Genomic DNA, 21,036 nt, shown 5'->3' on the forward strand with positions numbered 1-21,036 from the left:
ACCGGCTTATCGTGTCGGGTATGGTTTTCCGGATATTTCATCAGTGCGTTTTAAGCAGGTCGCGTATGGTCACGCGGATATCATCCGGCAACGGGACATAGCGCAGCGCAAGGGCCGCGTCATTGCCGTGCTGCATGCTCCAGTCAAAGAATGCACGCACCGCCCTGCCCTGTGGCGTCCCGGCCCGGTCGGTGGGAATCAGCACGTAGGTCGCGGCCATGATGGGCCATGCACCCGGACCGTCCCCATCCAGTACGTCAGCGGAATGGCTGTCATCGGCCGCCCAGTGCGCGGTCGTCACGGCCTGCGCGAAACTGTCCGGCCCGGCGGAGACCAGATCGCCATGGTGATTGCGCATTTCGGCAATCGCCATGTGATTGCCCGCCGCATAGGCATATTCCAGATAGCCGATGCTGCCTTCGGTATTGCGCACGGCGGCCGCAATGCCGTCATTACCACGCGCGCCCTCGCCCACCGGCCATTCGATGGATGTCCCGCTGCCCTGTTCCTTCGCCCATCGGGGGGAAACGCGGCCAAGGTAGGAGGTAAACACGAACGTCGTGCCCGACCCGTCCGCGCGCCGCACCGGGGCCACCGGGATGGCAGGCAGGGACAGATCCGGGTTTTCCGCGACAAGGCGGGGATCATTCCACATGGTGATGTCCCCTGCATATAGCCGCGCCAGCAGTTCCCCCGTCAGGCACAAGCGGCTGGTATCCACCCCGGGCAGGTTCACCACCGGCACGATCGCGCCCATGACCGTGGGGAACTGGATCAGGTGGAACTGCGCCAGCTGCGCCGCCGTCATGGGCGCGTCGGATGCGCCGAAATCCACCGTGCGGGCCTTGACCTGGTTCTGCCCCGCACCCGACCCGATGGTCTGGTAATTCAGGCGGATATCCGTCGCATGCGCGGCCCCTTCCCCCCACGCCCCGTAAATGGGCGCGCCGAAGCTGGAACCGGCCCCGATGATTTCGGTGGCATGCGCGGCCGTGGCGCCAGCCAGGCCCAGCATCACCGCCGCCCCCAGCCCGATGCCACGGCAGGTGCCGCGCACCCGGTAGCGTTCAGCCACGCAGGACGGCATTGCAGCTTTTCTGCGCGGCTGCGACCACCCGATCACAGACAGCTTCGATTTCCGCATCGGTCAGGGTCCTGTCCATTGGCTGAAGGGTTATCTCCACGCCCAGCGACCTGTGCCCCGCCGGGATCTTGTCGCCTTCATAAACGTCAAACAGGCTGACGGCCACAATCAGGTTGCGCTCGCCCCCCCTGACGGCCTTCAGCAGCTTTTCCGCCGGGATGTCGGCCGTCACCACAAAGGCGAAATCACGCTTGAGCGGCTGGAAGGTGGACAGCGCGGGCGGCGCCTTGTGCTTGCGCCTGGGTTCAGGCACCGCATCGGGATACAGCGTGAACGCACACACCGGCACGTCGATCCCGCGCGCGGCCAGCAGGGCGGGATGCAACTGCCCGAAATGCCCCAGCACCAGCTTCGGCCCCTGCCGGATCACGCCCGAACGCCCCGGATGGTAATAGGACGGGGCATCCGTGGTAATGCCCAGCCCCTCCATCGCGGCCCCCATGGCGGCCAGTCCCGCCAGCGCATCGGCCTTGACCTGCCACAGGTCAACCGGTTGCGCCGGATGGCCGGGCAGACGGGGGGAATGGCCGCTGCGGATCCCGGCGGCCACCAGTTTCTGCCCATCGGGGCCAAAACCGGGTCCGACCTCAAACAAGCCAAGATCGGGATAGCCGCGTGCCGCGTTGCCCTTTACCGCTGCCAGCAGGTTGACCAGCGGCGTGGGCCGCATCTGGTCCAGATCGGCCGCGATCGGGTTGAGCAGGTGCAGGTCCGTGGGCGTGTCACCAAATTCGGCCGCCTGTTCCAGCGCAACAAACGAAAAGCCCACCGTTTCCAGCAGTCCGCGCGCGGCAAGCTGGCGGCGCAGGCTGGCGACACGGCTCTGGCGCGGGGTGAAGGCCGGCACCGGCACCGCATTGTCCACCGGCAGGGACACCGCGGGCACGCTGTCCAGTCCGCGCAGGCGCAGCACTTCCTCGATCAGGTCCACTTCGGGGTCAATCGCCGCTGCCCCCTCGGCTGCGGCCTGCGCGCGGGCGGGTGGCAGGTCGGGCTGCTGGTCCAGCAGCATGGGGGTTGCGATGTCATTGCGCCATGAGGGCACATCCACCACCACATGCCGCGCATCGCATTCACGCACCTTAAAGCCAAGACCTTCAAGCAGGTGCACGGCGTGGTCGGGTTCCTCCACCAGTCCACCCAGCGTTTCCAGCCGGGCGAATTCCAGATGCGCCTGCCGCTGCCATGCCGGTTCAGCGCCAGCGGAGACCACGCTGCCCGCTTCCCCGCCACACAGGTCAATGATCATGCGCGTCGCGGCTTCCAGCGCGGCTGGCGGCAGGGCCTGATCGACCCCGCGCTCGAACCGCTGGCGGGCATCGGAATGCAGGTTGTGCCGCCGTCCCGACAGGGCGATGGTCACGGGATCGAACAGCGCGCATTCCACGAATACATCCGTGGTGCCGTCACTGACCCCGCTTTCGGTCCCGCCCATGATACCGGCCAGCGACTGCACGCCGCGCCCGTCGGCGATCACGCAGTCATCGGGCGTCATGACGTGTTCGCTGCCATCCAGCGCGGTAAAGGTCTCGCCCGCACCGCGGCAGATGGTCAGTTCATTGCCCATCAGCCTGTTCACGTCGAACACGTGCAGCGGACGGCCAAGGTCGAAGGCAAAGAAATTGGTGATGTCCACCAGTGCCGAAACCGGGCGCAGGCCAACGGATTCCAGCCGCCGCTTCAGCCATTCCGGGCTGGGACCGTTCTTCACGCCGCGAATGACACGCCCCAGAACCCACGGGCAGGCTTCGGGAAAAGTGATGCGCCAGCTGATGGGGGTTTCAAAGCGCCCTTCCACCGTTTCCGCAAGCCACGGCTTCAGTTTGCCAAGGCCCGCCGCCGCAAGGTCACGCGCCACGCCACGCACAGCCAGCGCGTCGCCACGGTTGGGGGTGATCGCGATATCGATGACCGGGTCATCCAGCTTCGCGAACAGGGGATAGGACTGGCCCGGCGCCGTGCCTTCGGGCAGTTCGGCAATGCCGTCGCTTTCCTCCCCCAGTCCCAGTTCACGCAGCGAGCACAGCATGCCGCCACTGGCCTCGCCCCGCAGCTTCCCGGCCTTGATGGTGATGCCGCTGGCGGGAATGAAGGTGCCGGGCGGGGCGAAAATCACATGCAGGCCCGCACGCGCGTTGGGTGCGCCACAGACGACCTGCACGCGTTCGAACCCCTCGCCCGCATCGACCTGACACACGCGCAGGCGGTCGGCATTGGGGTGCTGGGCCGCTTCGATGATGCGGGCGGTGCGGAAGGACGCAAGGGACGCGCCGGGGTCTTCAATGCCTTCGACTTCCAGCCCGATGGTGTTCAGCGTGGCGCAGATTTCTTCCACCGTCGCCGTGGTCTCAAGATGCGCGCGCAGCCATGACAGGGAAAACTTCATCGATCACAGACCTTCGTGCAGCAGGGCGGGAGACAGGGGACTGGTGCCGTAATGGCGCAGCCAGCGGACATCGCTTTCGTAAAACGACCGCAGGTCGGGAATACCGTGGCGCAGCATGGTCAGGCGCTCGATCCCCATGCCAAAGGCAAAGCCCTGCCATTCCCGCGCGTCCAGCCCGCAATTGGCCAGCACGCGGGGATGCACCATGCCGGCACCCAGCACTTCCAGCCAGTCATCGCCCGCGCCGATCTGCCCCGTCCTGCGCGACCAGCCGATATCGATTTCCATCGATGGCTCGGTAAAGGGGAAATAGGATGCGCGGAAGCGCACCGGCAGTTCAGGCATCTGGAAAAACGCGCGCAGGAAATCCGACAGGCAGCCCTTCAGGTGGCCCAGCGTGATCCCCTTTTCGATCACCAGCCCCTCGCACTGATGGAACATGGGCGAATGGGTGGCATCGTGGTCGGCGCGGTAGGTGCGGCCGGGGGCGATGATGCGGATGGGCGGTTCATGGCCCAGCATGGTGCGGATCTGCACGCCCGATGTCTGGGTGCGCAGCACGCGTTCGGGCTGGCCCTCGGCTTCGGACGGCAGGTAGAACGTGTCCTGGTCCGTGCGGGCGGGATGGTGCGCGGGCGTATTCAGGGCCGAGAAGTTGTGCCAGTCGCTCTCGATATCCGGGCCTTCGGCAATCTGGAAACCCATCGCGCCAAAAATGGCGGCCATTTCCTCGATCGTGCGGGTGATGGGGTGCAGGGCGCCGTCCGCTTCCGGCGCGCAGGGCAGTGTCACGTCCACGCGCTCGGCCGCCAGGCGGGCGTTCAGGGCCGCAGCCTCCAGCTCCTGCCCACGCGCCTCGACCATGCGGGACAGTTCATCACGCAGGCGGTTCAGGGCCGCACCCCGCGTGCGCCGTTCATCAGGCGTCATGCGACCAAGCTGCTTGAGAAGTGCGGTCAGCTTGCCCGACTTGCCCAGCGTGCCGACGCGCACCGCATCCCATTCACGCTGGTCGGTCGCGGCAGCGAGTGCCTGAACTGTCTGTTCCCTCAGGGTTTCGAGATCGTCACTCATAGCACCTCGCACAGGCTCACGTCGGGCGGGCTGGCAAAGGGGTATCTACCGGCGGGCCAGACCCGGCGCATGGAATTGTGCCCGCGACCGGCAATGGGTGCGGCACGGGCATTGCATTAAAAAACAAAACGGGCCGCCCGATGGGACGACCCGTTTCGTGGACCTGTCGCCACGCGGGCGTGGGACAGGGATCAGGCCAGAGCGGCCTGCGCCTTCTTCACGATTTCAGCGAAGGTCGCTGCATCGTCAAAAGCAATGGCGGCGAGAACCTTGCGGTCGATCTCGATGCCAGCCTTGTCCAGGCCGTTGATGAAACGGCTGTAGGTCAGGCCATGTTCACGCACGGCCGCATTGATGCGCTGGATCCACAGGGCGCGGAACTCACGCTTCTTGTTGCGGCGGTCGCGATAGGCGTACTGGAGTGACTTTTCCAGACGTTCCAGCGCAATGCGGTAATTGGTGGAGGAACGGCCCCGGAACCCCTTGGAGAGTTCAAGAACCTTCTTGTGGCGGGCGTGGGTGGTTACGCCGCGTTTCACACGTGCCATGTCTCAGGTGCTCCTTATGCCAGACCGTAGGGAGCCCACTGCTTCACAGTGCGGCCGTCCATTTCCGTCAGCACCTGCGAACCACGGTTCGTGCGCTTCATCTTCTGCGAGCGGTTGATCAGGCCGTGGCGCTTGTTGCCCGGCCCTGCCAGCACCTTGCCGGTGGCGGTGATCTTGAACCGCTTCTTGACCGATGACTTGGTCTTCATCTTGGGCATTTTCTTCTCCTGAATGTCTGGTGCCCGTGTTCCTGCCCACCGTTTCCGGCAGGCGCAAACACTCCATTGCGGCCGGGCATGCCCTACAGGCCCGGACGCGCGAACAGGCAGGCTATAGACAACCCGCACCCCGCGATCAAGTCCCTTCGCGCACATGCGTGCGCTTTCCCCCGCCCACGCGGTGCTGTAGGGAAAAAAGACAGGTTGGAAACAGGAGAAAATACAATGACACAACGCGTTGCCTACATTACCGGCGGCAGCCGCGGCATTGGCGCCGCCATTGCGAAATCACTGGCGAAGGATGGCCATGACATCGCCATTTCCTATGCCCGCAACGAACAGGCGGCGCAGAAGACGCTGGAAGACGTGCGCGCGCTGGGCCGCCGGGGCATGGCCATCCGCTGTGATGGCGAGGGCAATGGCAATCGCGCCGCCATCCAGCGCGTGGTGGCCGAGATGGGGCGGATCGACGCGCTGGTGTGCAATGCCGGCATCTACCCCTATGGCGACGTGGCCGAAATGACGGACGAACAGGTCGATGCGGTACTGGGCCTGAATGTCCGCGCCGTCATGATCGAAACCATCGAGGCCGCGCGCCACATGACGCAGGGCGGGCGGATCATCCTGATCGGATCGACCTTTGCCGACCGTTCCCCCTTCCCCGGCATTTCGCTGTATTCGGCATCCAAATCGGCGCTGAACGGTTTTGCCCGCGGTGCGGCGCGCGACCTTGGCCCGCGCGGGATCACCATCAACGTGGTCCAGCCCGGACCGATCGACACCGACATGAACCCTGCCACCGGCGCCGCCGCCGACATGCTGCGCAGCTTCATGTGCCACAAGGAATACGGCAAGGTCAGCGACATCGCATCCGTCGTCTCGTTCCTTGCCAGCCCCGCCGCCAGCTTCATCACCGGGTCCGCCCTGACAACGGATGGTGGCCTGGCCGCCTGACCGGGCAATGCGCGCGGATGGCATGCCCCGTCCCGCGCGCATCAGCCACGATGCCGTTTGTTGTGGAAAACGCCCGGCCGTCCATGATATGGTCAGGACATGAAAAAATTCCGGCTCCTCATACGACCGTGCACTCCAGTCAGATGGAACGTGAACGGAATAATGAGGACAGCAGATGCCAGAATCGGACGATTTTGATTTCCTGATCGCGCTGGAAAGCGGCGCTTACGACGAAGAGGAACCCCCTCCTCTTTCCGAAGCGAAACATTACCAGTCCGATCCCCACACCTATATCAGCGTCCTGCCGGAACATTACCAGTTCCCGGAACACAAGCGCAAAAGCCAGTCCGATCCGTATGAATCGGTCCGCAGGCTTGCGCACCCCCTCAAGCTGCACGAGCCGGAGAATATCCGCGCCCGCATTCAGGAAGTGGAGCAGGCCTGCCCCCACGCCCTGCCGGCCGTGCAGGCCATGGCGGAAACCGACCTGAAATGGCTGGAATGGGGCACATCCGGCATCGCGCGGCCCGTGCTGCTGGTCGGGCCGCCGGGATGCGGTAAGTCCACGGTGGCGCGGATGTATTACCACACGCTGGGTTACGAGGTCATGACCATGAATGTCGGCGCGATGGGGGATCCCCTGTCCCTGACCGGCACGCACCAGACGTTTGGCGACGCCAAGCCATCCACCATCGTGGAATACCTTGCCACGACCGGCATGGCCAACCCGTGCATCATCCTTGATGAAGTGGACAAGGCCCCGACCGATGGCCGGTTTGGCAGCGTGCAGAATGCCCTGCTGCAATTCCTTGACATGGGCGAGTGCAGGCAGTTCCGGGATGCCTTCCTGAACGTGCCGGTGGACGTCAGCCGCGTGCGGTGGGTCCTGACCGCCAACGACCTTTCCACCGTGTCGGAACCGCTGAAATCGCGTTGTCACATCATTCACATGGACAGCCCGGACGTCACGCACGCCCCTGCCCTGGCCATGAACATCATCCGCCAGATCGAGCAGGAACGGAACCTGTGTCCGGGCTGGTTCACGCTGGATGGTATGGAACGACGCGTGCTGGCGCAGAATTTTACCGGCGACATGCGCGCGCTCCGACGGATGGTGGAAATCATTGTGGACCAGCAGGTCAGGCAGTGGCCAAAATGCTGATCCGGTCGGGTCCATTCCATTGCACGACCGGATAATGGAACAGGCCCGGCACCCATCCCGCCCCGCTTCGGCATAAGCTTTTCCTGCCCGTCCATATCTGCATCCTGACCCTGTTGCCATTGCCCGCAACCATGCAGGCAAACGCAAAACACCCTGACGGGGAACCCGTCAGGGGCAGGCATTGTACGCTGCCATTTCAATTGAAACTGAATGATATCTGGTAAAAAACTGCCTCCGCACAGAAAAAATGGGGCGTTTACCAGAAAGAGAATGTCGGCCTTATAAAAATATTCATCTTTCAGGCGAAGCCTGTCCATTCCAGAACAGGATGGAAAACGGGTATATGATACCAATACCATGACGCCATCCCGGCGAGGGTCTTATATGGAAGGACATGAAATGATGAAAAAGGGTCTGCTGCTGGCTGGCATGATGACCGTGGCGCTGTCCGCGGGTGCCCATGCGGAAGATATTTCGTGGGCCGACAACCAGTATCCTTCAGCCATCATGAAAGGTCCGCACGCCGCTGAAATCACTGCGGGCATTCACAAGATCGCGGGAAAGGAAGCCAAGACCGTCATCAACCTCCTGTCAGTCGAAACCGGCCCCGCCCATGTCATAAACGGCATCGCCTATCTTGCGGGGTGCCAGCCGCACATGTGCATGAATTTTGCGACCATCGCCTTTGATGGCAACGGGAATTACTGGGGATACCTCAAGGATATGGATGCAAGCTACACCCATACATATGAAAAGACATTCGGCCACCCGTCCCCCGAAGTGCTTAAACTTCTGAAAAACGAAGGTATTCAGAAATAGTATTCATACCCACGCATACCGTCAGGACATGCGGACCTTCATGAACTGGCGAATATTTATTAAATATGAATTCAAAAAAAACGCTGCCTTTAAAAAAGGTAGCGCTCCAGGAATTTTACTTAAAAACTGTTTGGTGAAAAATCACTGATAACTAATAAAAGTTTCTACGCACTTCCTCTTTTTTACAAAGACGCATCCGGCCCTGAACGTAGTCAGACATCCAACAGTCGGACATGACTGCCATCCGGACGATTGGCCTGCGCGCATGCATAATCGGGCGCATTGCATACACGACCCCGACCGGGACATGTCAGATGCGCCAGAAAAATACGACATTTATGGGAAGAAATGGCTGGGGGACCTGGATTCGAACCAGGGCTGACCGGGTCAGAGCCGGTAGTTCTACCGCTAAACTATCCCCCAGCAAGGAGAAAGCGGCGCGGTGCGCTGCGGTGATCAGGCATATAGCCGCCAGCCGTTCGGGCTGCAACCCCCGTATTGTCTTTTTTGCAAATTTTCTCTTTTGGCTTGCGTTTCACGCAGAACACTCAACACAATAGGTAATACCTTGGCCGTCAACGGGTTTGGATGAACATGGTCCAGCAGACGCTCAGCGCAAAGATACGCCAGCACGGGAACATCCCTTCCCCTGCATCCGCGATGGATCGCCGCGTCATGCGCGCGCCACTTTATGCCGCCATTGACCTTGGCACGCATAACTGCCGCCTGCTGATCGCCCGCGCGGGCGAACAGGGCCTGCGTGTCATTGACAGTTTCAGCCGCGCCGTGCGCCTGGGCGAAGGGCTGCACCATTCCGGCCAACTGGCGGAAGCGGCGATGGAACGCACCATCAATGCCCTGCGCACCTGTGTGACACGCATGGGCCTGTATGACCTGCACAGCCACCGCGCCATCGCGACCGAGGCCTGCCGCCGCGCGGGCAACGGCATGGATTTCATTGCCCGTGTCCTGCACGAAACCGGGCTGGACATTTCGGTCATTTCCGCGCGTGAGGAAGCCGAACTGGCGCTTGCCGCCTGCAATTCCCTGCTGCAGTCACACCACCGCGCCACCGGGCGGGGCCTGCTGTTCGATATCGGCGGGGGATCGACCGAAATCGCATGGGCGCGAATCGACCGTGCCGCCGGGCGGCATGACCTGTCGGGCTATGTCAGCCTGCCAACCGGCATCATGACCGTGGGCGAACGCCACGGGGCGGACATCTTTACCGACCGGGGCTATCGCACCGTGGTCAGTGAGATCAGCGACATGCTGCGCGGGTTTGACGACGTGCACTGCATTACCCGTGAAATCGCCCGCGACAACGTCATGCTGCTGGGCACCAGCGGCACCGTCACCACGCTGGCCAGCCTGGCGCAGGGACAGGACCGCTACGAACGCGCCGGGATCGACGGCAGCACCCTGTCGGTTCCCCATGCGCTGGCCCTGGTGGACAGCCTGCGCCGGTCGGGCATGGACGGGCTTGCGCGCAATCCCCTGATCGGCGCGGAACGCGCGCGCTACATCATGCCCGGCTGCGCCATATTCGAAGCCATCGCCACCACATGGCCCATGGCCGAAGTCACGGTGGCCGACCGGGGATTGCGTGACGGACTGCTTTTACGCATGATTGGGGACCGCAGGCGCCGTGGCGGCCTTTCCGCCCCGCCGCCTTCCTTCCCCCTGCATAATCGTATGGAGCACCGGGTCAGTACCTGACCGCGTCCCGTCATGAAACAGCGTTCTTCTACCCGCATACCGGGCAAGGCCCGTACCAGCAGTCTGACACCCGGCACCGGTGACAGCAGCACGGACGGACGCGCCGCACAGGCCAACCGCACCAAGACCGTCACGGTCAAGAAGGCGCGCGGCCGCACCACCGCACAGCACCGCTGGCTGCAGCGCCAGCTTAACGACCCGTATGTACAGGCCGCCCAGAAACAGGGCTGGCGTTCACGCGCGGCCTTCAAGCTGATCGAACTGGATGACCGCTTCCACATGATCAGGCCCGGCGCGCGGGTGGTTGACCTTGGCGCCGCCCCTGGTGGCTGGACGCAGGTCGCGGTCAAGCGCGGGGCGGCCGAAGTGGTTGGCGTCGACCTGCTGCCGGTTGACCCGGTGCCGGGCGCCACCATCATCGAAGGGGATTTCAATGATCCCGACATGCCCGACCGCCTGACCGGCCTACTGGGCGGGCGCGCGGATGTCGTGATGTCGGACATGGCCCCCAACACCACCGGCCATGCGCCAACCGATCACCTGCGCATTATCGGGCTGGCGGAACTGGCGCTGGATTTCGCCACCCGTATCCTCGCCCCCGATGGCACGTTCGTGGCCAAGGTGTTCCAGGGCGGGTCTGAAAAACAGATGCTGGCGGACCTCAAGCGCATGTTCACGCAGGTCCGCCACGCCAAGCCCCCGGCCAGCCGCAAGGAATCGAGCGAACTTTACGTGGTGGCCACGGGCTTCCGCGGCCTGGACGGTAGCGAAGGCTGACCGCAGGCCGCGCCAGGCTGACCCGCGGGGTCAGTCAACGTGGTGGTCATCCCACAGCCACGCCGCCCCGCGCACGCCCGAACTGTCCCCATGCCGGTTACGCACGATCGGCGTGGTGCAGTTGGGGGTTATGACATAGCGGCGCATGAGGCGCGGCACGCGTTCGTAGATCGATTCAAGGTTGGACACCCCGCCACCCAGCACGATCACGTCCGGATCCATGAAGTTGATCGCCAAGGCGCAGGCACGCGCCATGCGGTCCATGTAACGGTCCAGCGCGCCGATGGCGGTCAGGTCGCCGGCCTCGGCTTCCTGTTCGATGTGCGCGGCGCTCCGGTGGCCGGGCCCCTTCCAGTCCTGCGCCAGCGCCGAACCGCTCAGGAAACGCTCCATGCACCCTTCGTTCCCGCAGAAGCACTTGGGCATGGGAAATTCCTCCAGCCGCGGCCACGGCAGCGGCACATGGCCCCATTCACCGGCAATGTGGTTGTGACCGATCAGCAGTTTCCTGTCGATCACGATCCCGGCCCCCATGCCAGTGCCGATGATCACGCCAAACACGCTGTGATGGTCCGCCCCCGCCCCGTCGATCGCTTCGGACAGCGCGAAACAGTTCGCGTCATTCTCGATCCGGACATCGCGACCCAGCGCCGCCGTCATGTCACGGATCAGCGGCTGGTTGTTCAGCCACGTCGCATTCGCATTCTTGATGACGCCCGTATCGGGGCTGATGGAACCGGGAATGCCGATTCCCACCGTGCCCGTGCCGCCCAGTTCCTTGTCCACCCCATGGATCAGTTCACACATGGCCTTGATGGCGGCGGGATAGTTGCCAGGATTGGAAATGCGCCGACGCACGCGTTCGGTTCCGTCCTTTCCCAGGGCTGCGATTTCGATCTTGGTGCCCCCAAAATCAATTCCAATACGATAGGTGGCCATCCAGAGTCTTTCTTTCATCATGTTTTATCAGTGGCGCATTTTCTTTTATGCTCGTACCTGCACGCAACAGCAAACCCTGATGCACAAGCATAGCTGCCCACCACCAAGGAGACATGGCCACCCATGAGTGAGATCCTGCTAGACGCGCGCGGCCTGACATGTCCCCTGCCCGTGCTCAAGGCCAACCGCATGCTGCGCGGCCTGCCACCGGGCGCCCGGCTGCGCGTGATTGCGACCGACCGGGCATCCGTTGCGGATTTTCAGGCCTTCTGCCGCGAAACGGGCCATGCCCTGATCGCATTTGGCGAGGAAGGCGGCACGCTGTCCTTCGTCATCCGCCGCAGGCCCGATCCCGACACCACGGCCGCTGGCGCCCCGCGCCCCGCATAGGTGCCAAAATAGCGTAAAACCAGTTGTCCCCTTGGCAGGATGCCCCCCAAGGATGTAATGCCTGCGCCAGCCAAGTTATTTTCAGGAAGCACCACCAGCAGATGACCGACGACCTGACCAACCTTTCCTTCGAGGACGCCCTGGCCGAACTTGAAGCCATCGTGCGGCAGCTCGAGGTCGGCCAGCCCAGGCTGGAGGACGCGATCACGTCCTATGAACGTGGTGCCGCCCTGCGACAGTACTGCCAGAAGAAACTGGACGAGGCCGAGGCCCGCGTTCAGGCGATTGTCCAGCGTGCGGATGGCACGCTGGATGCAAAACCGATGGATTGATGCACCAGATGAGCCAAACAACAGCAACCTCGTCCCAAACAGACAGTGCGGATCGCATGGTCCGTCTGCGTGCATCCATGTCCGCGCGCGCCCGGGCGATCGAGGGGATGATCGACCGCCTCCTCCCCCGCGTTGACGGGGGCGAGGCCCGCCTGATCGACGCCATGCGCTATGCAACGCTGGGTGGCGGCAAGCGCCTGCGCGGCTATCTGGTGGCCGAAGTGGCCAGCCTGTTCAGGGCCAGCACCGAAGGGGCCGACCGTGTCGCGGCGTCGGTCGAGATGCTGCATGCCTATTCGCTGGTGCATGACGACCTGCCCGCCATGGATGATGACGACCTGCGCCGTGGCCAGCCCTCCACCCACCGCAAGTTTGATGAAGCGACGGCCATCCTTGCCGGTGACGCGTTGCAGACCATGTCGTTCGACATCCTCGCCAACCCGCTGACGCATGACAGCGCGGACGTGCGCATCAACCTTGTCCGCGCGCTGGCCGATGCGTCCGGCGCGGCCGGCATGGTCGGCGGCCAGATGATCGACATGGAAGGCGAGGGCCGCGCGCTGTCGCTGGAGGAAGTCGCCCGCCTGCATGCGCTCAAGACCGGCTGCCTGATCCGGTATTCGGCCGAGGCCGGGGCCATCCTTGGCCAGGCCAGCGACGATGTGCGCAAGCGCATTTCCGCCTATGGCCGCGACCTTGGCGCCGCCTTCCAGATCGCCGATGACGTGCTGGACGCCACCGCCAGCGCCGAGGAACTGGGCAAGACCGCAGGCAAGGACGAAGCCGCCGGCAAGTCCACCTATGTCGCCCTGCTGGGCGTGGACGGCGCGGCAAAGGAAGCCCGCCGCGTGGCGGAACAGGCGGAATCCCATATCGACATCTTTGGCCCCGAGGCTGATCGCCTGCGCGATCTGGTCCACTACGTGGTCGAGCGCAGGAACTGATTGACATGACCGACAGCAAGACGCCAGCCGACATTCCGACCCTTGGGCGCTACCCCCAGCTTGACCGGGTGCGCGCGCCGCATGACATGCGCAACCTTTCGGTGGAGCAGCTGAAGCAGCTGGCGGAGGAACTGCGCTCCGAGACGATCGATGCCGTGTCCACCACCGGCGGCCATCTTGGCGCGTCGCTGGGCGTGGTGGAACTGACGGTGGCGCTGCATGCCGTGTTCGATACGCCTGATGACCGGGTGATCTGGGATGTCGGCCACCAGGCCTATCCGCACAAGATCCTGACCGGGCGGCGCGATCGCATCCGCACCCTGCGCCAGCCGGGCGGGCTGTCGGGCTTCACCCGGCGCAGCGAGAGCGAATACGACCCGTTCGGCGCGGCGCATTCCTCGACCTCCATTTCCGCCGGCCTCGGCATGGCCGTCGCCCATCACCTGCGCGCGGAGGAAGACCCCTCCTACCGCGAGCGCAACGTGATCGCGGTGATCGGCGATGGCTCGATCTCGGCGGGCATGGCGTACGAGGCCATGAACAACGCCTCGCATTGCGGCCCGGGCGCCGAACGCCTGATCGTGGTGCTGAACGACAACGAGATGTCGATCGCACCCCCGGTGGGCGCGATGTCGAACTACCTGTCGCGGCTCATGTCGTCGCGCAAGTTCCTCTCCTTACGCGAACTCGCCGCCAAGATGGCCAAGCGCCTGCCCGGCCGCCTGGAACGCACGGCGAAGAAGGCGGACGAATACGCGCGCGGCATCATGACCGGCGGCACGCTGTTCGAGGAACTGGGCTTCTATTATGTCGGCCCGGTTGACGGCCACGACATGAACCAGCTGGTCCACATCCTGCGCAACCTGCGCGACGCCGAGGATGTCGGCCCCGTCCTGGTCCATGTCATCACCGAGAAGGGCCATGGCTACACCCCGGCCGAATCGGCGGGCGACAAGTACCATGCGGTCTCCAAGTTCAACGTCGTGACCGGCGAGCAGAAGAAGGGCCCGTCCGGCCCGCCGAGCTACACCTCGGTCTTTGCGAAGGAACTGGTGCGCCAGGCCGCGACCGACGACAGGATCGTCACCATCACCGCCGCCATGCCGTCGGGCACGGGGCTGGACAAGTTCGCCAAGGCCTATCCCGACCGTTTCTTTGACGTCGGCATTGCCGAACAGCACGCCGTGACCTTCGCCGCCGGCATGGCGACCGAGGGGCTGCGTCCGTTCTGCGCCATCTATTCCACCTTCCTGCAGCGCGCCTATGACCAGGTCATGCATGACGTGGTGCTGCAGAAGCTGCCGGTGCGCTTCGCCATTGACCGCGCGGGTCTGGTCGGCGCCGATGGCGCGACCCATGCCGGCGCGTTCGACATCGCCTATCTCGGCTGCCTGCCGGGCATGACGCTGATGGCGCCCAGCAACGAGCTGGAACTGCTGCACATGACCGCGACCTCCATCGCGTTTGACGAAGGCCCGATCGGCCTGCGTTACCCGCGTGGCGCAGGACTTGGGCTGGAGCTGCCGGCCGCGGGCCAGATCCTCGAGATCGGGCGCGGGCGAATCGTGCGCGAAATGACCCGCCAGTCCGGCCCCGAACAGGGCGGCATCGCCATCCTGTCGCTTGGCCCGAGGCTGGAGGACGCGCTGAAGGCCGCCGACATGCTGGCAGCCCAGGGCCTGTCCCCCACCGTGGCCGACGCCCGCTTCGCCAAGCCGATCGACACCGCCCTGGTCGAGCAGCTGGCGCGCAACCACGCCGTGCTGATCACGATCGAGGAAGGATCGGTTGGCGGATTCGCAAGCCATGTCATGACCCATCTGGCCAGAACCGGCCTGCTGGACCGCGTGCGCTTCCGTCCCATGACCCTGCCCGACCGCTTCATCGACCACAACACGCAGGCCGCCCAGTATCATGAGGCCGGGCTGGATGCGCCTGCCATTGTCGCCACCGCGCTGTCCGCCCTGGGCGTGCCGCATTCGCGCCAGATGGCCTGAGCACGCAGGAAAACAGGCACCGCGCATGGCAAAACGTCGCGTCGATCAGATGCTGGTGGACCGGGGGCTGGTGGAAAGCCGCACCCGTGCGCAGGCGCTTATCATGGCCGGTCTGGTCCACACGCCCGACCGGCGCATTGACAAGGCCGGGGAACAGATCGCCGAGGATACGCCCCTGACCCTGAAGGGACAGGACCATCCATGGGTGTCGCGCGGCGGGATCAAGCTGGCCCATGGGCTGGAGCATTTCGGCCTGTCGCCCGCCGGCCTGACCTGCCTGGATGTTGGCGCGTCCACCGGTGGCTTTACCGACGTGCTGCTGCATGAAGGCGCGGCAAAGGTCTATGCCGTCGATGTCGGCCACGGGCAGCTAGCATGGAAACTGCGCAGCAACACCGAACAGGTGGTCGTGCTGGAAAAGTGCAATGCCCGCGCGCTGGACACCGCCATCATTCCCGATCCCATACAGGCACTGGTCTGTGACGCCAGCTTCATCGGCCTGCGCACTGTCCTGCCCGCCGGGCTGGAACTGTGCGTGCCGGGCGCGTGGGCCATTGCACTGATCAAGCCACAGTTCGAGGCCGGACGCGACGCGGTGGGGGCCAAGGGGGTCGTGCGCGACCCGGCGGTCCATGACGCCGTGTGCCAGATGATCCATGAATGGTGGTCGGGCCTGCCGGGCTGGACCGTGCTGGGCATCGACCCCAGCCCCATCACCGGGCCGGAAGGCAACCGGGAATTCCTGATCGCCGCGCGCAGGGACGGCTGATCGGCAGTCGCATCCCCTGCCCTGCCTGTGCTACACAGGCATGAAAGAGTGGCCAGCAACGCCCTTCCCCTTCTGAAATGACACGACGAACATAGGCAGCACCGGTATGTCCGCAGCCCCTGCAACCTCACCTTCCCGGTCACGCGACGGGACGGCGGCCTCGCTTCTGAATGACGAGGAACGCACGCGCATCCGTGCGAAATCCGCGCAGTTCGCGCCCCCTGCCGCCGCCCTGCCCGATGGCAGGCGCGACCTTGTAGGCCTGTCGCGCGAGGAACTGACGGACATCATGGTGGAAATTGGTGAAAAGCCGTTCCGCACCAAGCAGTTGTGGCACTGGATCTACCATCAGGGCGCCACCGATTTCTCGCGCATGAGTTCCATCGCCCGCCCGTTGCAGGAAAAGCTGGCCGAACGTTTTGTCGTTGGCCGCCCCGGCGTGGTGACCGAACAGACATCGCAGGATTCCACGCGCAAATTCCTGTTCCGCTTTCGTGATGGACAGGAAGCCGAGACCGTCTACATCCCCGACCGGCAGGAAGACCGGGGGGCCGTGTGCATTTCCTCACAGGTGGGCTGCACGCTGTCATGCACCTTCTGCCATACCGGCACGCAGGCGCTGGTGCGCAACCTGGGCGCTGCCGAAATCGTGGGCCAGTTCATGGCGGCCCGCGACAGCTATGGCGAATGGCCCAGCCCAAAGGGCGACACCCCGCGCCTGCTGTCCACCATCGTGCTGATGGGCATGGGGGAGCCGCTGTACAATTACGACAACGTGGCCAAGGCCATGCGCATCATCATGGATGGCGAGGGCATTGGCCTGTCGCGCCGGCGCATCACGCTGTCTACGTCGGGCGTGGTACCGATGATGGACCAGTGCGGGGCGGAACTGGGCATCAACCTCGCCGTGTCGCTACATGCCGTGCGCGACGACCTGCGTGACGAGATCGTGCCGCTGAACCGCAAATATCCGATCAAAGAAGTCATTGCCGCCTGCCGCCGCTATCCCGCCGCCAGCAATGCCCGGCGCATCACGTTCGAATACATCATGCTGCGTGGCGTCAATGACAGCGAGGCCGACGCCCGTGAACTGGTGCGCCTGATTTCGGGCATTCCGGCCAAGGTCAACCTGATCCCGTTCAACCCGTGGCCGGGCAGCAGCTACCGGCCATCGACGCGTGAGCAGCTGGACCGTTTCGCGAAAATCGTGATGGATGCGGGCTTCGCCTCCCCCATCCGCATGCCGCGCGGGCGCGACATCCTGGCCGCCTGCGGGCAACTGCGCACCGAAAGCCAGCGCCTGCGCCGCGCGGAGCGGACGGACGCCACGCCGGACCCTGCCGGGGCATAAAAATCCGGCCTTATCTTCTGGTCGCCCGCGCCGTGGGATGCTAGGAGGACATGCCGCCGGTTCACCCGGCAAAATGTTGTCCAAAGTTTTCTCGACAGGAGCGTTCTCCCATGGCCGCCAGGGATGTCAAAAAGGTCGTTCTCGCATATTCGGGCGGTCTTGATACTTCCGTGATTCTGCGCTGGTTGCAGACCACCTACAACTGCGAGGTCGTGACGTTCACGGCCGACCTTGGCCAGGGCGAGGAGCTGGAACCCGCCCGCCGCAAGGCCGAAATGTTCGGCGTGAAGGAAATCTTTGTCGAGGACCTGCGCGAAACCTTCGTCAAGGACTTCGTTTTCCCCATGTTCCGCGCCAACGCGCTGTATGAGGGACAGTACCTGCTGGGCACGTCCATCGCCCGCCCCCTGATCGCCCAGCGCCAGATCGAGATCGCCGAACAGGTCGGCGCCGACGCCGTGGCCCATGGCGCGACCGGCAAGGGCAACGACCAGGTCCGTTTCGAACTGGCCTATTATGCGCTCAAGCCCGATATCACGGTCATCGCCCCCTGGCGCGAATGGGACCTGACATCGCGCACCCGCCTGCTGGCCTTTGCCGAGGAACACCAGATCCCCATCGCGAAGGACAAGCGCGGGGAAGCGCCGTTCTCGGTTGATGCGAACCTGCTGCACTCCTCATCCGAAGGCAAGCTGCTGGAAGACCCGGCGGTCGGGCCCGAGGAAATCGTGTTCCAGCGCACCATCTCCCCCGAAGCCGCCCCCGACAGGGCGACCGAAATCACCATCGACTTCGTCTCCGGCGACCCGGTTGCGATCAATGGCGTGGCCATGTCGCCCGCGACCCTGCTGACGCGCCTGAACGAACTGGGCCGTGACAACGGCATCGGCCGCCTTGACCTGGTGGAAAACCGCTTCGTCGGCATGAAGTCGCGCGGCATTTACGAAACGCCGGGCGGCACGATCCTGCTGACCGCGCATCGCAGCATCGAAAGCATCACCCTTGACCGCGAGGCCATGCACCTCAAGGACAGCCTGATGCCGCGCTATGCCGAGATCATCTACAACGGGCTGTGGTTCTCCCCCGAGCGGCGGATGCTGCAGGCCCTGATCGACCAGAGCCAGCATTCCGTGACCGGCCGCGTGCGGCTGAAGCTGTACAAGGGCAACGTGATCTGCGTGGGCCGCGAAAGCCCTAACAGCCTGTATGACACCCGCGTCGTGACGTTCGAGGACGACGAGGGCGCTTACAACCAGGCCGATGCGCAGGGCTTCATCAACCTGAACGCGCTGCGCCTGCGGCTGGGGGCCAAGATCGGCCGCCGTGGCGGCGCGCTGTAATCTTCCACCCCGTCCTTCGTGTTCATTCCAACAACCTGCCGAGGTGTCATGAAACGCTTTTCCCGTGTCATTCCCCTTCTCCTTGCCACAGCGGTGGCGCTGCCGCTTGCGGCATGCGGGGGAAACAAGGAGGACCAGCCGGAACTGACCCCGGCACAGTTCATGGACAACGTGCGCAAGCAGCCCGGCGTCAAGACCCTGCCGGACGGACTGGCCTACAAGGTGCTGAAATCCGGGCCGAAGGACGGCGCGCAGCCCACCATCAATGACAGCGTGATGGTCATATACGAAGGCCGCCTGCCTGATGGCGGCATCTTCGACAGTTCCGACCAGCACGGGCATGGCGCGTATATGCAGATGCCGCTGGAAATGGTGATCAAGGGATGGCAGGAAGCTGTGCCCATGATGCATGTGGGCGATACATGGATGCTGTATGTGCCGCCCGAACTGGGTTACGGGCACAAGTCCATGGGCATCATCCAGCCTGACAGCCCGCTGATCTTCAAGATACAGCTTCTGGGCGTCTCCCCCGGCGGCCATTGAGGCATGCAGGGCCATTCACCCCCACCCGGGTGAATGGCCTTTTTTTCATGACATAACGGGACAGGAAACCGGACAACCGACATGGGTATTGGGACCGGGCGCATGGCGTCCGTACTGCGCGGGGGCTGCATGCTGGCCACCGTTGCGCTGCTGGCGGCGTGTACGCGCCACGGGCAGGAAGGGTACGCGCGTTACCGTACCAACTGCGGCATCTGCCACCATGGCGGCGAAGGGATGAAGGGCGAGATTCCACCCGTTTCCGGGCGCGTGGACAGGATCGCGGCAACGCCGGAAGGCAAGCAGTACCTCATGCATGTGCTGCTGAACGGGCTGAATGGTCCGCTACAGATTGATGGCGTGCGCTACAACTTCTCCATGCCGCCGTTCCGTGCCCATCTGTCGGATGCGGAAATTGCCTCCATCCTCAGCTATCTGGCGACCCGTGGCGATACCCGCCCCGTCCCGGTCTTCACGCCCGAGGAAGTGGCGGCCGAACGCGCCCACCCGCTGACCACCACCATGGTGGCGGAAGAACGCCGCCGCCTTGACGCCATCCATCCCCTGCCCTGACACCCCGGCACCTTGACCTGCACGGGCAAAAAAACGGAAAATACCTTCATGCAACGCCTATTTTCCGGCATCCAGCCGACCGGTATCCCGCAGCTTGGCAATTACCTTGGTGCAATACGCAACTGGGTTGCGCTGCAGCGTGATCATGAATGTATCTTCTGCCTGGTGGACATGCACGCCATCACCACGTGGCAGGACCCCGCCGTGCTGCGCCAGCAGACCCTGGCGCAGACGGCGGTCCTGCTGGCGTCGGGCATCGATGTGCAGAAACATATCCTGTTCAACCAGTCCGCCGTCAGCGCGCATGCGCGGCTGGGATGGATTTTCAACTGTGTCGCGCGCATTGGCTGGCTCAACCGCATGACGCAGTTCAAGGACAAGGCCGGCAAGGACCGTGAAAAGCATTCCGCCGGCCTGTATGTCTATCCCGACCTGATGGCTGCCGACATCATGGCGTACAAGGCCACGGTCGTGCCGGTGGGCGATGACCAGAAGCAGCACCTTGAACTGACCAACGACATCGCACAGAAATTCAACCACGATTACGGGACCGAATTCTTCCCGCAGGTCGAAGCGCTGATCCCGCCGCAGGGCGCGCGCGTCATGAGCCTGCGTGACGGCACCAAGAAAATGTCCAAGTCCGATCCCTCCGCCCAGAGCCGGATCGAGATGACGGATGACGCCGATACCATCGCCAGCAAGATCAAGCGCGCCAAGACCGATTCCGAGCCCCTGCCATCTGACGCTGCAGGCCTTGAAAACCGGCCCGAGGCCCGCAATCTGGTTACCATCTACGCAACACTGTCCGGTCGCACGGTGGCCGACGTGCTGGCGCAGTTTGGCGGCCAGGGTTTCGGACCGTTCAAGACGGCGCTGACCGACGTGGTGGTGGAAGCGATTGCCCCGATTGCGGAAGAAACCGGACGGCTGCTGAAAGAACCCGGTTTCCTGTGCGACACGCTGCGCGATGGCGCGAACCGGGCGCGCACCATTGCCGAACCCATTGTATCGGAAGCGGAATCCCTGATCGGCTTCCTGAAGTAATTACGAAAGGTGGCGC

General features: G+C 63.9%; 21 protein-coding genes and 1 tRNA gene. 15 read left to right on the forward strand and 7 right to left on the reverse strand.

Going from position 1 to position 21,036, the window contains the following annotated elements; genetic code table 11:
• Nucleotides 1–40: 40 nt before the first annotated feature.
• The 5 genes from pstS to rpmI form a co-directional block, all read right to left on the reverse strand.
• Nucleotides 41–1,087, reverse strand: coding sequence for a phosphate ABC transporter substrate-binding protein PstS (pstS, locus tag S101446_RS05180; RefSeq protein WP_087607821.1), 1,047 nt, complete (start codon nucleotides 1,085–1,087; stop codon nucleotides 41–43).
• Nucleotides 1,068–3,530 carry a phenylalanine--tRNA ligase subunit beta gene (pheT, locus tag S101446_RS05185; RefSeq protein ID WP_087607822.1) on the reverse strand — a complete coding sequence of 821 codons (2,463 nt, stop codon included), beginning with the start codon at nucleotides 3,528–3,530 and terminating at the stop codon, nucleotides 1,068–1,070. Before pheT ends, pstS begins: the two co-directional genes overlap by 20 nt.
• Nucleotides 3,531–3,533: 3 nt before the next feature.
• Nucleotides 3,534–4,604, reverse strand: coding sequence for a phenylalanine--tRNA ligase subunit alpha (gene pheS / locus S101446_RS05190; RefSeq protein WP_087607823.1), 1,071 nt, complete (start codon nucleotides 4,602–4,604; stop codon nucleotides 3,534–3,536).
• A 191-nt stretch (nucleotides 4,605–4,795) separates the two neighbouring features.
• Complete coding sequence (gene rplT, locus S101446_RS05195) at nucleotides 4,796–5,152, reverse strand: 50S ribosomal protein L20 (protein WP_010507784.1); 357 nt, start codon at nucleotides 5,150–5,152, stop codon at nucleotides 4,796–4,798.
• 14 nt (nucleotides 5,153–5,166) lie between these two features.
• A complete protein-coding gene (gene rpmI, locus S101446_RS05200; protein ID WP_007400447.1) occupies nucleotides 5,167–5,370 on the reverse strand; it encodes a 50S ribosomal protein L35 in 204 nt (67 codons plus the stop codon).
• Between the two features lie 225 nt (nucleotides 5,371–5,595).
• On the opposite strand from rpmI, the gene S101446_RS05205 reads away from it, so the two are divergent.
• The 3 genes from S101446_RS05205 to S101446_RS05215 all read left to right on the forward strand — a co-directional run bounded on the left by S101446_RS05205 (nucleotide 5,596) and on the right by S101446_RS05215 (nucleotide 8,305).
• On the forward strand, nucleotides 5,596–6,324 hold the full coding sequence (locus S101446_RS05205; protein WP_048850642.1) for an SDR family NAD(P)-dependent oxidoreductase: 729 nt from the start codon (nucleotides 5,596–5,598) through the stop codon (nucleotides 6,322–6,324).
• A 175-nt stretch (nucleotides 6,325–6,499) separates the two neighbouring features.
• Entirely contained in the window at nucleotides 6,500–7,486 is a 987-nt protein-coding gene (locus S101446_RS05210) for an AAA family ATPase (protein ID WP_087607824.1), read from the forward strand.
• Nucleotides 7,487–7,885: 399 nt separating this feature from the next.
• Nucleotides 7,886–8,305: a hypothetical protein gene (locus tag S101446_RS05215; RefSeq protein ID WP_048850637.1), complete on the forward strand. Its 420-nt coding sequence runs from the start codon at nucleotides 7,886–7,888 to the stop codon at nucleotides 8,303–8,305.
• A 349-nt stretch (nucleotides 8,306–8,654) separates the two neighbouring features.
• On the opposite strand, the gene S101446_RS05220 is transcribed toward S101446_RS05215, so the two are convergent.
• Nucleotides 8,655–8,728 (reverse strand) — tRNA-Gln (locus S101446_RS05220).
• Between the two features lie 165 nt (nucleotides 8,729–8,893).
• Here S101446_RS05220 and S101446_RS05225 point away from each other — a divergent pair.
• Together S101446_RS05225 and S101446_RS05230 are read left to right on the forward strand one after the other, a co-directional pair.
• Nucleotides 8,894–10,024, forward strand: coding sequence for a Ppx/GppA phosphatase family protein (locus S101446_RS05225; RefSeq protein ID WP_019091627.1), 1,131 nt, complete (start codon nucleotides 8,894–8,896; stop codon nucleotides 10,022–10,024).
• Between the two features lie 12 nt (nucleotides 10,025–10,036).
• Complete coding sequence (locus S101446_RS05230) at nucleotides 10,037–10,801, forward strand: RlmE family RNA methyltransferase (protein WP_048850636.1); 765 nt, start codon at nucleotides 10,037–10,039, stop codon at nucleotides 10,799–10,801.
• A 30-nt stretch (nucleotides 10,802–10,831) separates the two neighbouring features.
• Here S101446_RS05230 and S101446_RS05235 read toward each other — a convergent pair whose 3' ends face one another.
• Nucleotides 10,832–11,740, reverse strand: coding sequence for an ROK family protein (locus tag S101446_RS05235; RefSeq protein ID WP_087607825.1), 909 nt, complete (start codon nucleotides 11,738–11,740; stop codon nucleotides 10,832–10,834).
• Between the two features lie 123 nt (nucleotides 11,741–11,863).
• On the opposite strand from S101446_RS05235, the gene S101446_RS05240 reads away from it, so the two are divergent.
• From S101446_RS05240 to trpS, 10 genes are all read left to right on the forward strand, one after another.
• The gene (locus S101446_RS05240; RefSeq protein ID WP_019091629.1) at nucleotides 11,864–12,130 is read left to right on the forward strand and encodes a sulfurtransferase TusA family protein; all 267 of its coding nucleotides are present in this window, start codon (nucleotides 11,864–11,866) and stop codon (nucleotides 12,128–12,130) included.
• Between the two features lie 101 nt (nucleotides 12,131–12,231).
• Nucleotides 12,232–12,462 (forward strand): exodeoxyribonuclease VII small subunit, encoded by a 231-nt coding sequence (locus S101446_RS05245; RefSeq protein WP_010507770.1) that lies wholly within the window; start codon nucleotides 12,232–12,234, stop codon nucleotides 12,460–12,462.
• An 8-nt stretch (nucleotides 12,463–12,470) separates the two neighbouring features.
• Complete coding sequence (locus tag S101446_RS05250; RefSeq protein WP_053322935.1) at nucleotides 12,471–13,406, forward strand: polyprenyl synthetase family protein; 936 nt, start codon at nucleotides 12,471–12,473, stop codon at nucleotides 13,404–13,406.
• Nucleotides 13,407–13,411: 5 nt separating this feature from the next.
• On the forward strand, nucleotides 13,412–15,403 hold the full coding sequence (gene dxs / locus S101446_RS05255; RefSeq protein WP_087607826.1) for a 1-deoxy-D-xylulose-5-phosphate synthase: 1,992 nt from the start codon (nucleotides 13,412–13,414) through the stop codon (nucleotides 15,401–15,403).
• A gap of 25 nt (nucleotides 15,404–15,428) precedes the next feature.
• Nucleotides 15,429–16,172 carry a TlyA family RNA methyltransferase gene (locus tag S101446_RS05260; protein ID WP_087607827.1) on the forward strand — a complete coding sequence of 248 codons (744 nt, stop codon included), beginning with the start codon at nucleotides 15,429–15,431 and terminating at the stop codon, nucleotides 16,170–16,172.
• Nucleotides 16,173–16,278: 106 nt separating this feature from the next.
• Nucleotides 16,279–17,523: a 23S rRNA (adenine(2503)-C(2))-methyltransferase RlmN gene (gene rlmN, locus S101446_RS05265; protein WP_010508065.1), complete on the forward strand. Its 1,245-nt coding sequence runs from the start codon at nucleotides 16,279–16,281 to the stop codon at nucleotides 17,521–17,523.
• A gap of 110 nt (nucleotides 17,524–17,633) precedes the next feature.
• Nucleotides 17,634–18,863, forward strand: a complete 1,230-nt coding sequence (locus S101446_RS05270) for an argininosuccinate synthase (protein WP_010508064.1) — start codon at nucleotides 17,634–17,636, stop codon at nucleotides 18,861–18,863.
• Nucleotides 18,864–18,911: 48 nt separating this feature from the next.
• Nucleotides 18,912–19,406 carry an FKBP-type peptidyl-prolyl cis-trans isomerase gene (locus tag S101446_RS05275; protein WP_010508063.1) on the forward strand — a complete coding sequence of 165 codons (495 nt, stop codon included), beginning with the start codon at nucleotides 18,912–18,914 and terminating at the stop codon, nucleotides 19,404–19,406.
• A gap of 81 nt (nucleotides 19,407–19,487) precedes the next feature.
• Nucleotides 19,488–19,976 (forward strand): c-type cytochrome, encoded by a 489-nt coding sequence (locus S101446_RS05280; RefSeq protein WP_010508061.1) that lies wholly within the window; start codon nucleotides 19,488–19,490, stop codon nucleotides 19,974–19,976.
• 48 nt (nucleotides 19,977–20,024) lie between these two features.
• Nucleotides 20,025–21,020 carry a tryptophan--tRNA ligase gene (gene trpS, locus S101446_RS05285; protein ID WP_087608840.1) on the forward strand — a complete coding sequence of 332 codons (996 nt, stop codon included), beginning with the start codon at nucleotides 20,025–20,027 and terminating at the stop codon, nucleotides 21,018–21,020.
• The last annotated feature ends 16 nt before the right edge of the window (nucleotides 21,021–21,036 follow it).

This window comes from Komagataeibacter europaeus, assembly GCF_002173515.1.
Classification (GTDB): Bacteria; Pseudomonadota; Alphaproteobacteria; order Acetobacterales; family Acetobacteraceae; genus Komagataeibacter; species Komagataeibacter europaeus.

Coding starts and splice junctions, on each gene's coding strand:
- pstS (WP_087607821.1), bottom strand. CDS start 1,087: ATGCCGTCCTGCGTGGCTGAACGCTACCGGGTGCGCGGCACCTGCCGT.
- pheT (WP_087607822.1), bottom strand. CDS start 3,530: ATGAAGTTTTCCCTGTCATGGCTGCGCGCGCATCTTGAGACCACGGCG.
- pheS (WP_087607823.1), bottom strand. CDS start 4,604: ATGAGTGACGATCTCGAAACCCTGAGGGAACAGACAGTTCAGGCACTC.
- rplT (WP_010507784.1), bottom strand. CDS start 5,152: ATGGCACGTGTGAAACGCGGCGTAACCACCCACGCCCGCCACAAGAAG.
- rpmI (WP_007400447.1), bottom strand. CDS start 5,370: ATGCCCAAGATGAAGACCAAGTCATCGGTCAAGAAGCGGTTCAAGATC.
- S101446_RS05205 (WP_048850642.1), top strand. CDS start 5,596: ATGACACAACGCGTTGCCTACATTACCGGCGGCAGCCGCGGCATTGGC.
- S101446_RS05210 (WP_087607824.1), top strand. CDS start 6,500: ATGCCAGAATCGGACGATTTTGATTTCCTGATCGCGCTGGAAAGCGGC.
- S101446_RS05215 (WP_048850637.1), top strand. CDS start 7,886: ATGATGAAAAAGGGTCTGCTGCTGGCTGGCATGATGACCGTGGCGCTG.
- S101446_RS05225 (WP_019091627.1), top strand. CDS start 8,894: ATGAACATGGTCCAGCAGACGCTCAGCGCAAAGATACGCCAGCACGGG.
- S101446_RS05230 (WP_048850636.1), top strand. CDS start 10,037: ATGAAACAGCGTTCTTCTACCCGCATACCGGGCAAGGCCCGTACCAGC.
- S101446_RS05235 (WP_087607825.1), bottom strand. CDS start 11,740: ATGGCCACCTATCGTATTGGAATTGATTTTGGGGGCACCAAGATCGAA.
- S101446_RS05240 (WP_019091629.1), top strand. CDS start 11,864: ATGAGTGAGATCCTGCTAGACGCGCGCGGCCTGACATGTCCCCTGCCC.
- S101446_RS05245 (WP_010507770.1), top strand. CDS start 12,232: ATGACCGACGACCTGACCAACCTTTCCTTCGAGGACGCCCTGGCCGAA.
- S101446_RS05250 (WP_053322935.1), top strand. CDS start 12,471: ATGAGCCAAACAACAGCAACCTCGTCCCAAACAGACAGTGCGGATCGC.
- dxs (WP_087607826.1), top strand. CDS start 13,412: ATGACCGACAGCAAGACGCCAGCCGACATTCCGACCCTTGGGCGCTAC.
- S101446_RS05260 (WP_087607827.1), top strand. CDS start 15,429: ATGGCAAAACGTCGCGTCGATCAGATGCTGGTGGACCGGGGGCTGGTG.
- rlmN (WP_010508065.1), top strand. CDS start 16,279: ATGTCCGCAGCCCCTGCAACCTCACCTTCCCGGTCACGCGACGGGACG.
- S101446_RS05270 (WP_010508064.1), top strand. CDS start 17,634: ATGGCCGCCAGGGATGTCAAAAAGGTCGTTCTCGCATATTCGGGCGGT.
- S101446_RS05275 (WP_010508063.1), top strand. CDS start 18,912: ATGAAACGCTTTTCCCGTGTCATTCCCCTTCTCCTTGCCACAGCGGTG.
- S101446_RS05280 (WP_010508061.1), top strand. CDS start 19,488: ATGGGTATTGGGACCGGGCGCATGGCGTCCGTACTGCGCGGGGGCTGC.
- trpS (WP_087608840.1), top strand. CDS start 20,025: ATGCAACGCCTATTTTCCGGCATCCAGCCGACCGGTATCCCGCAGCTT.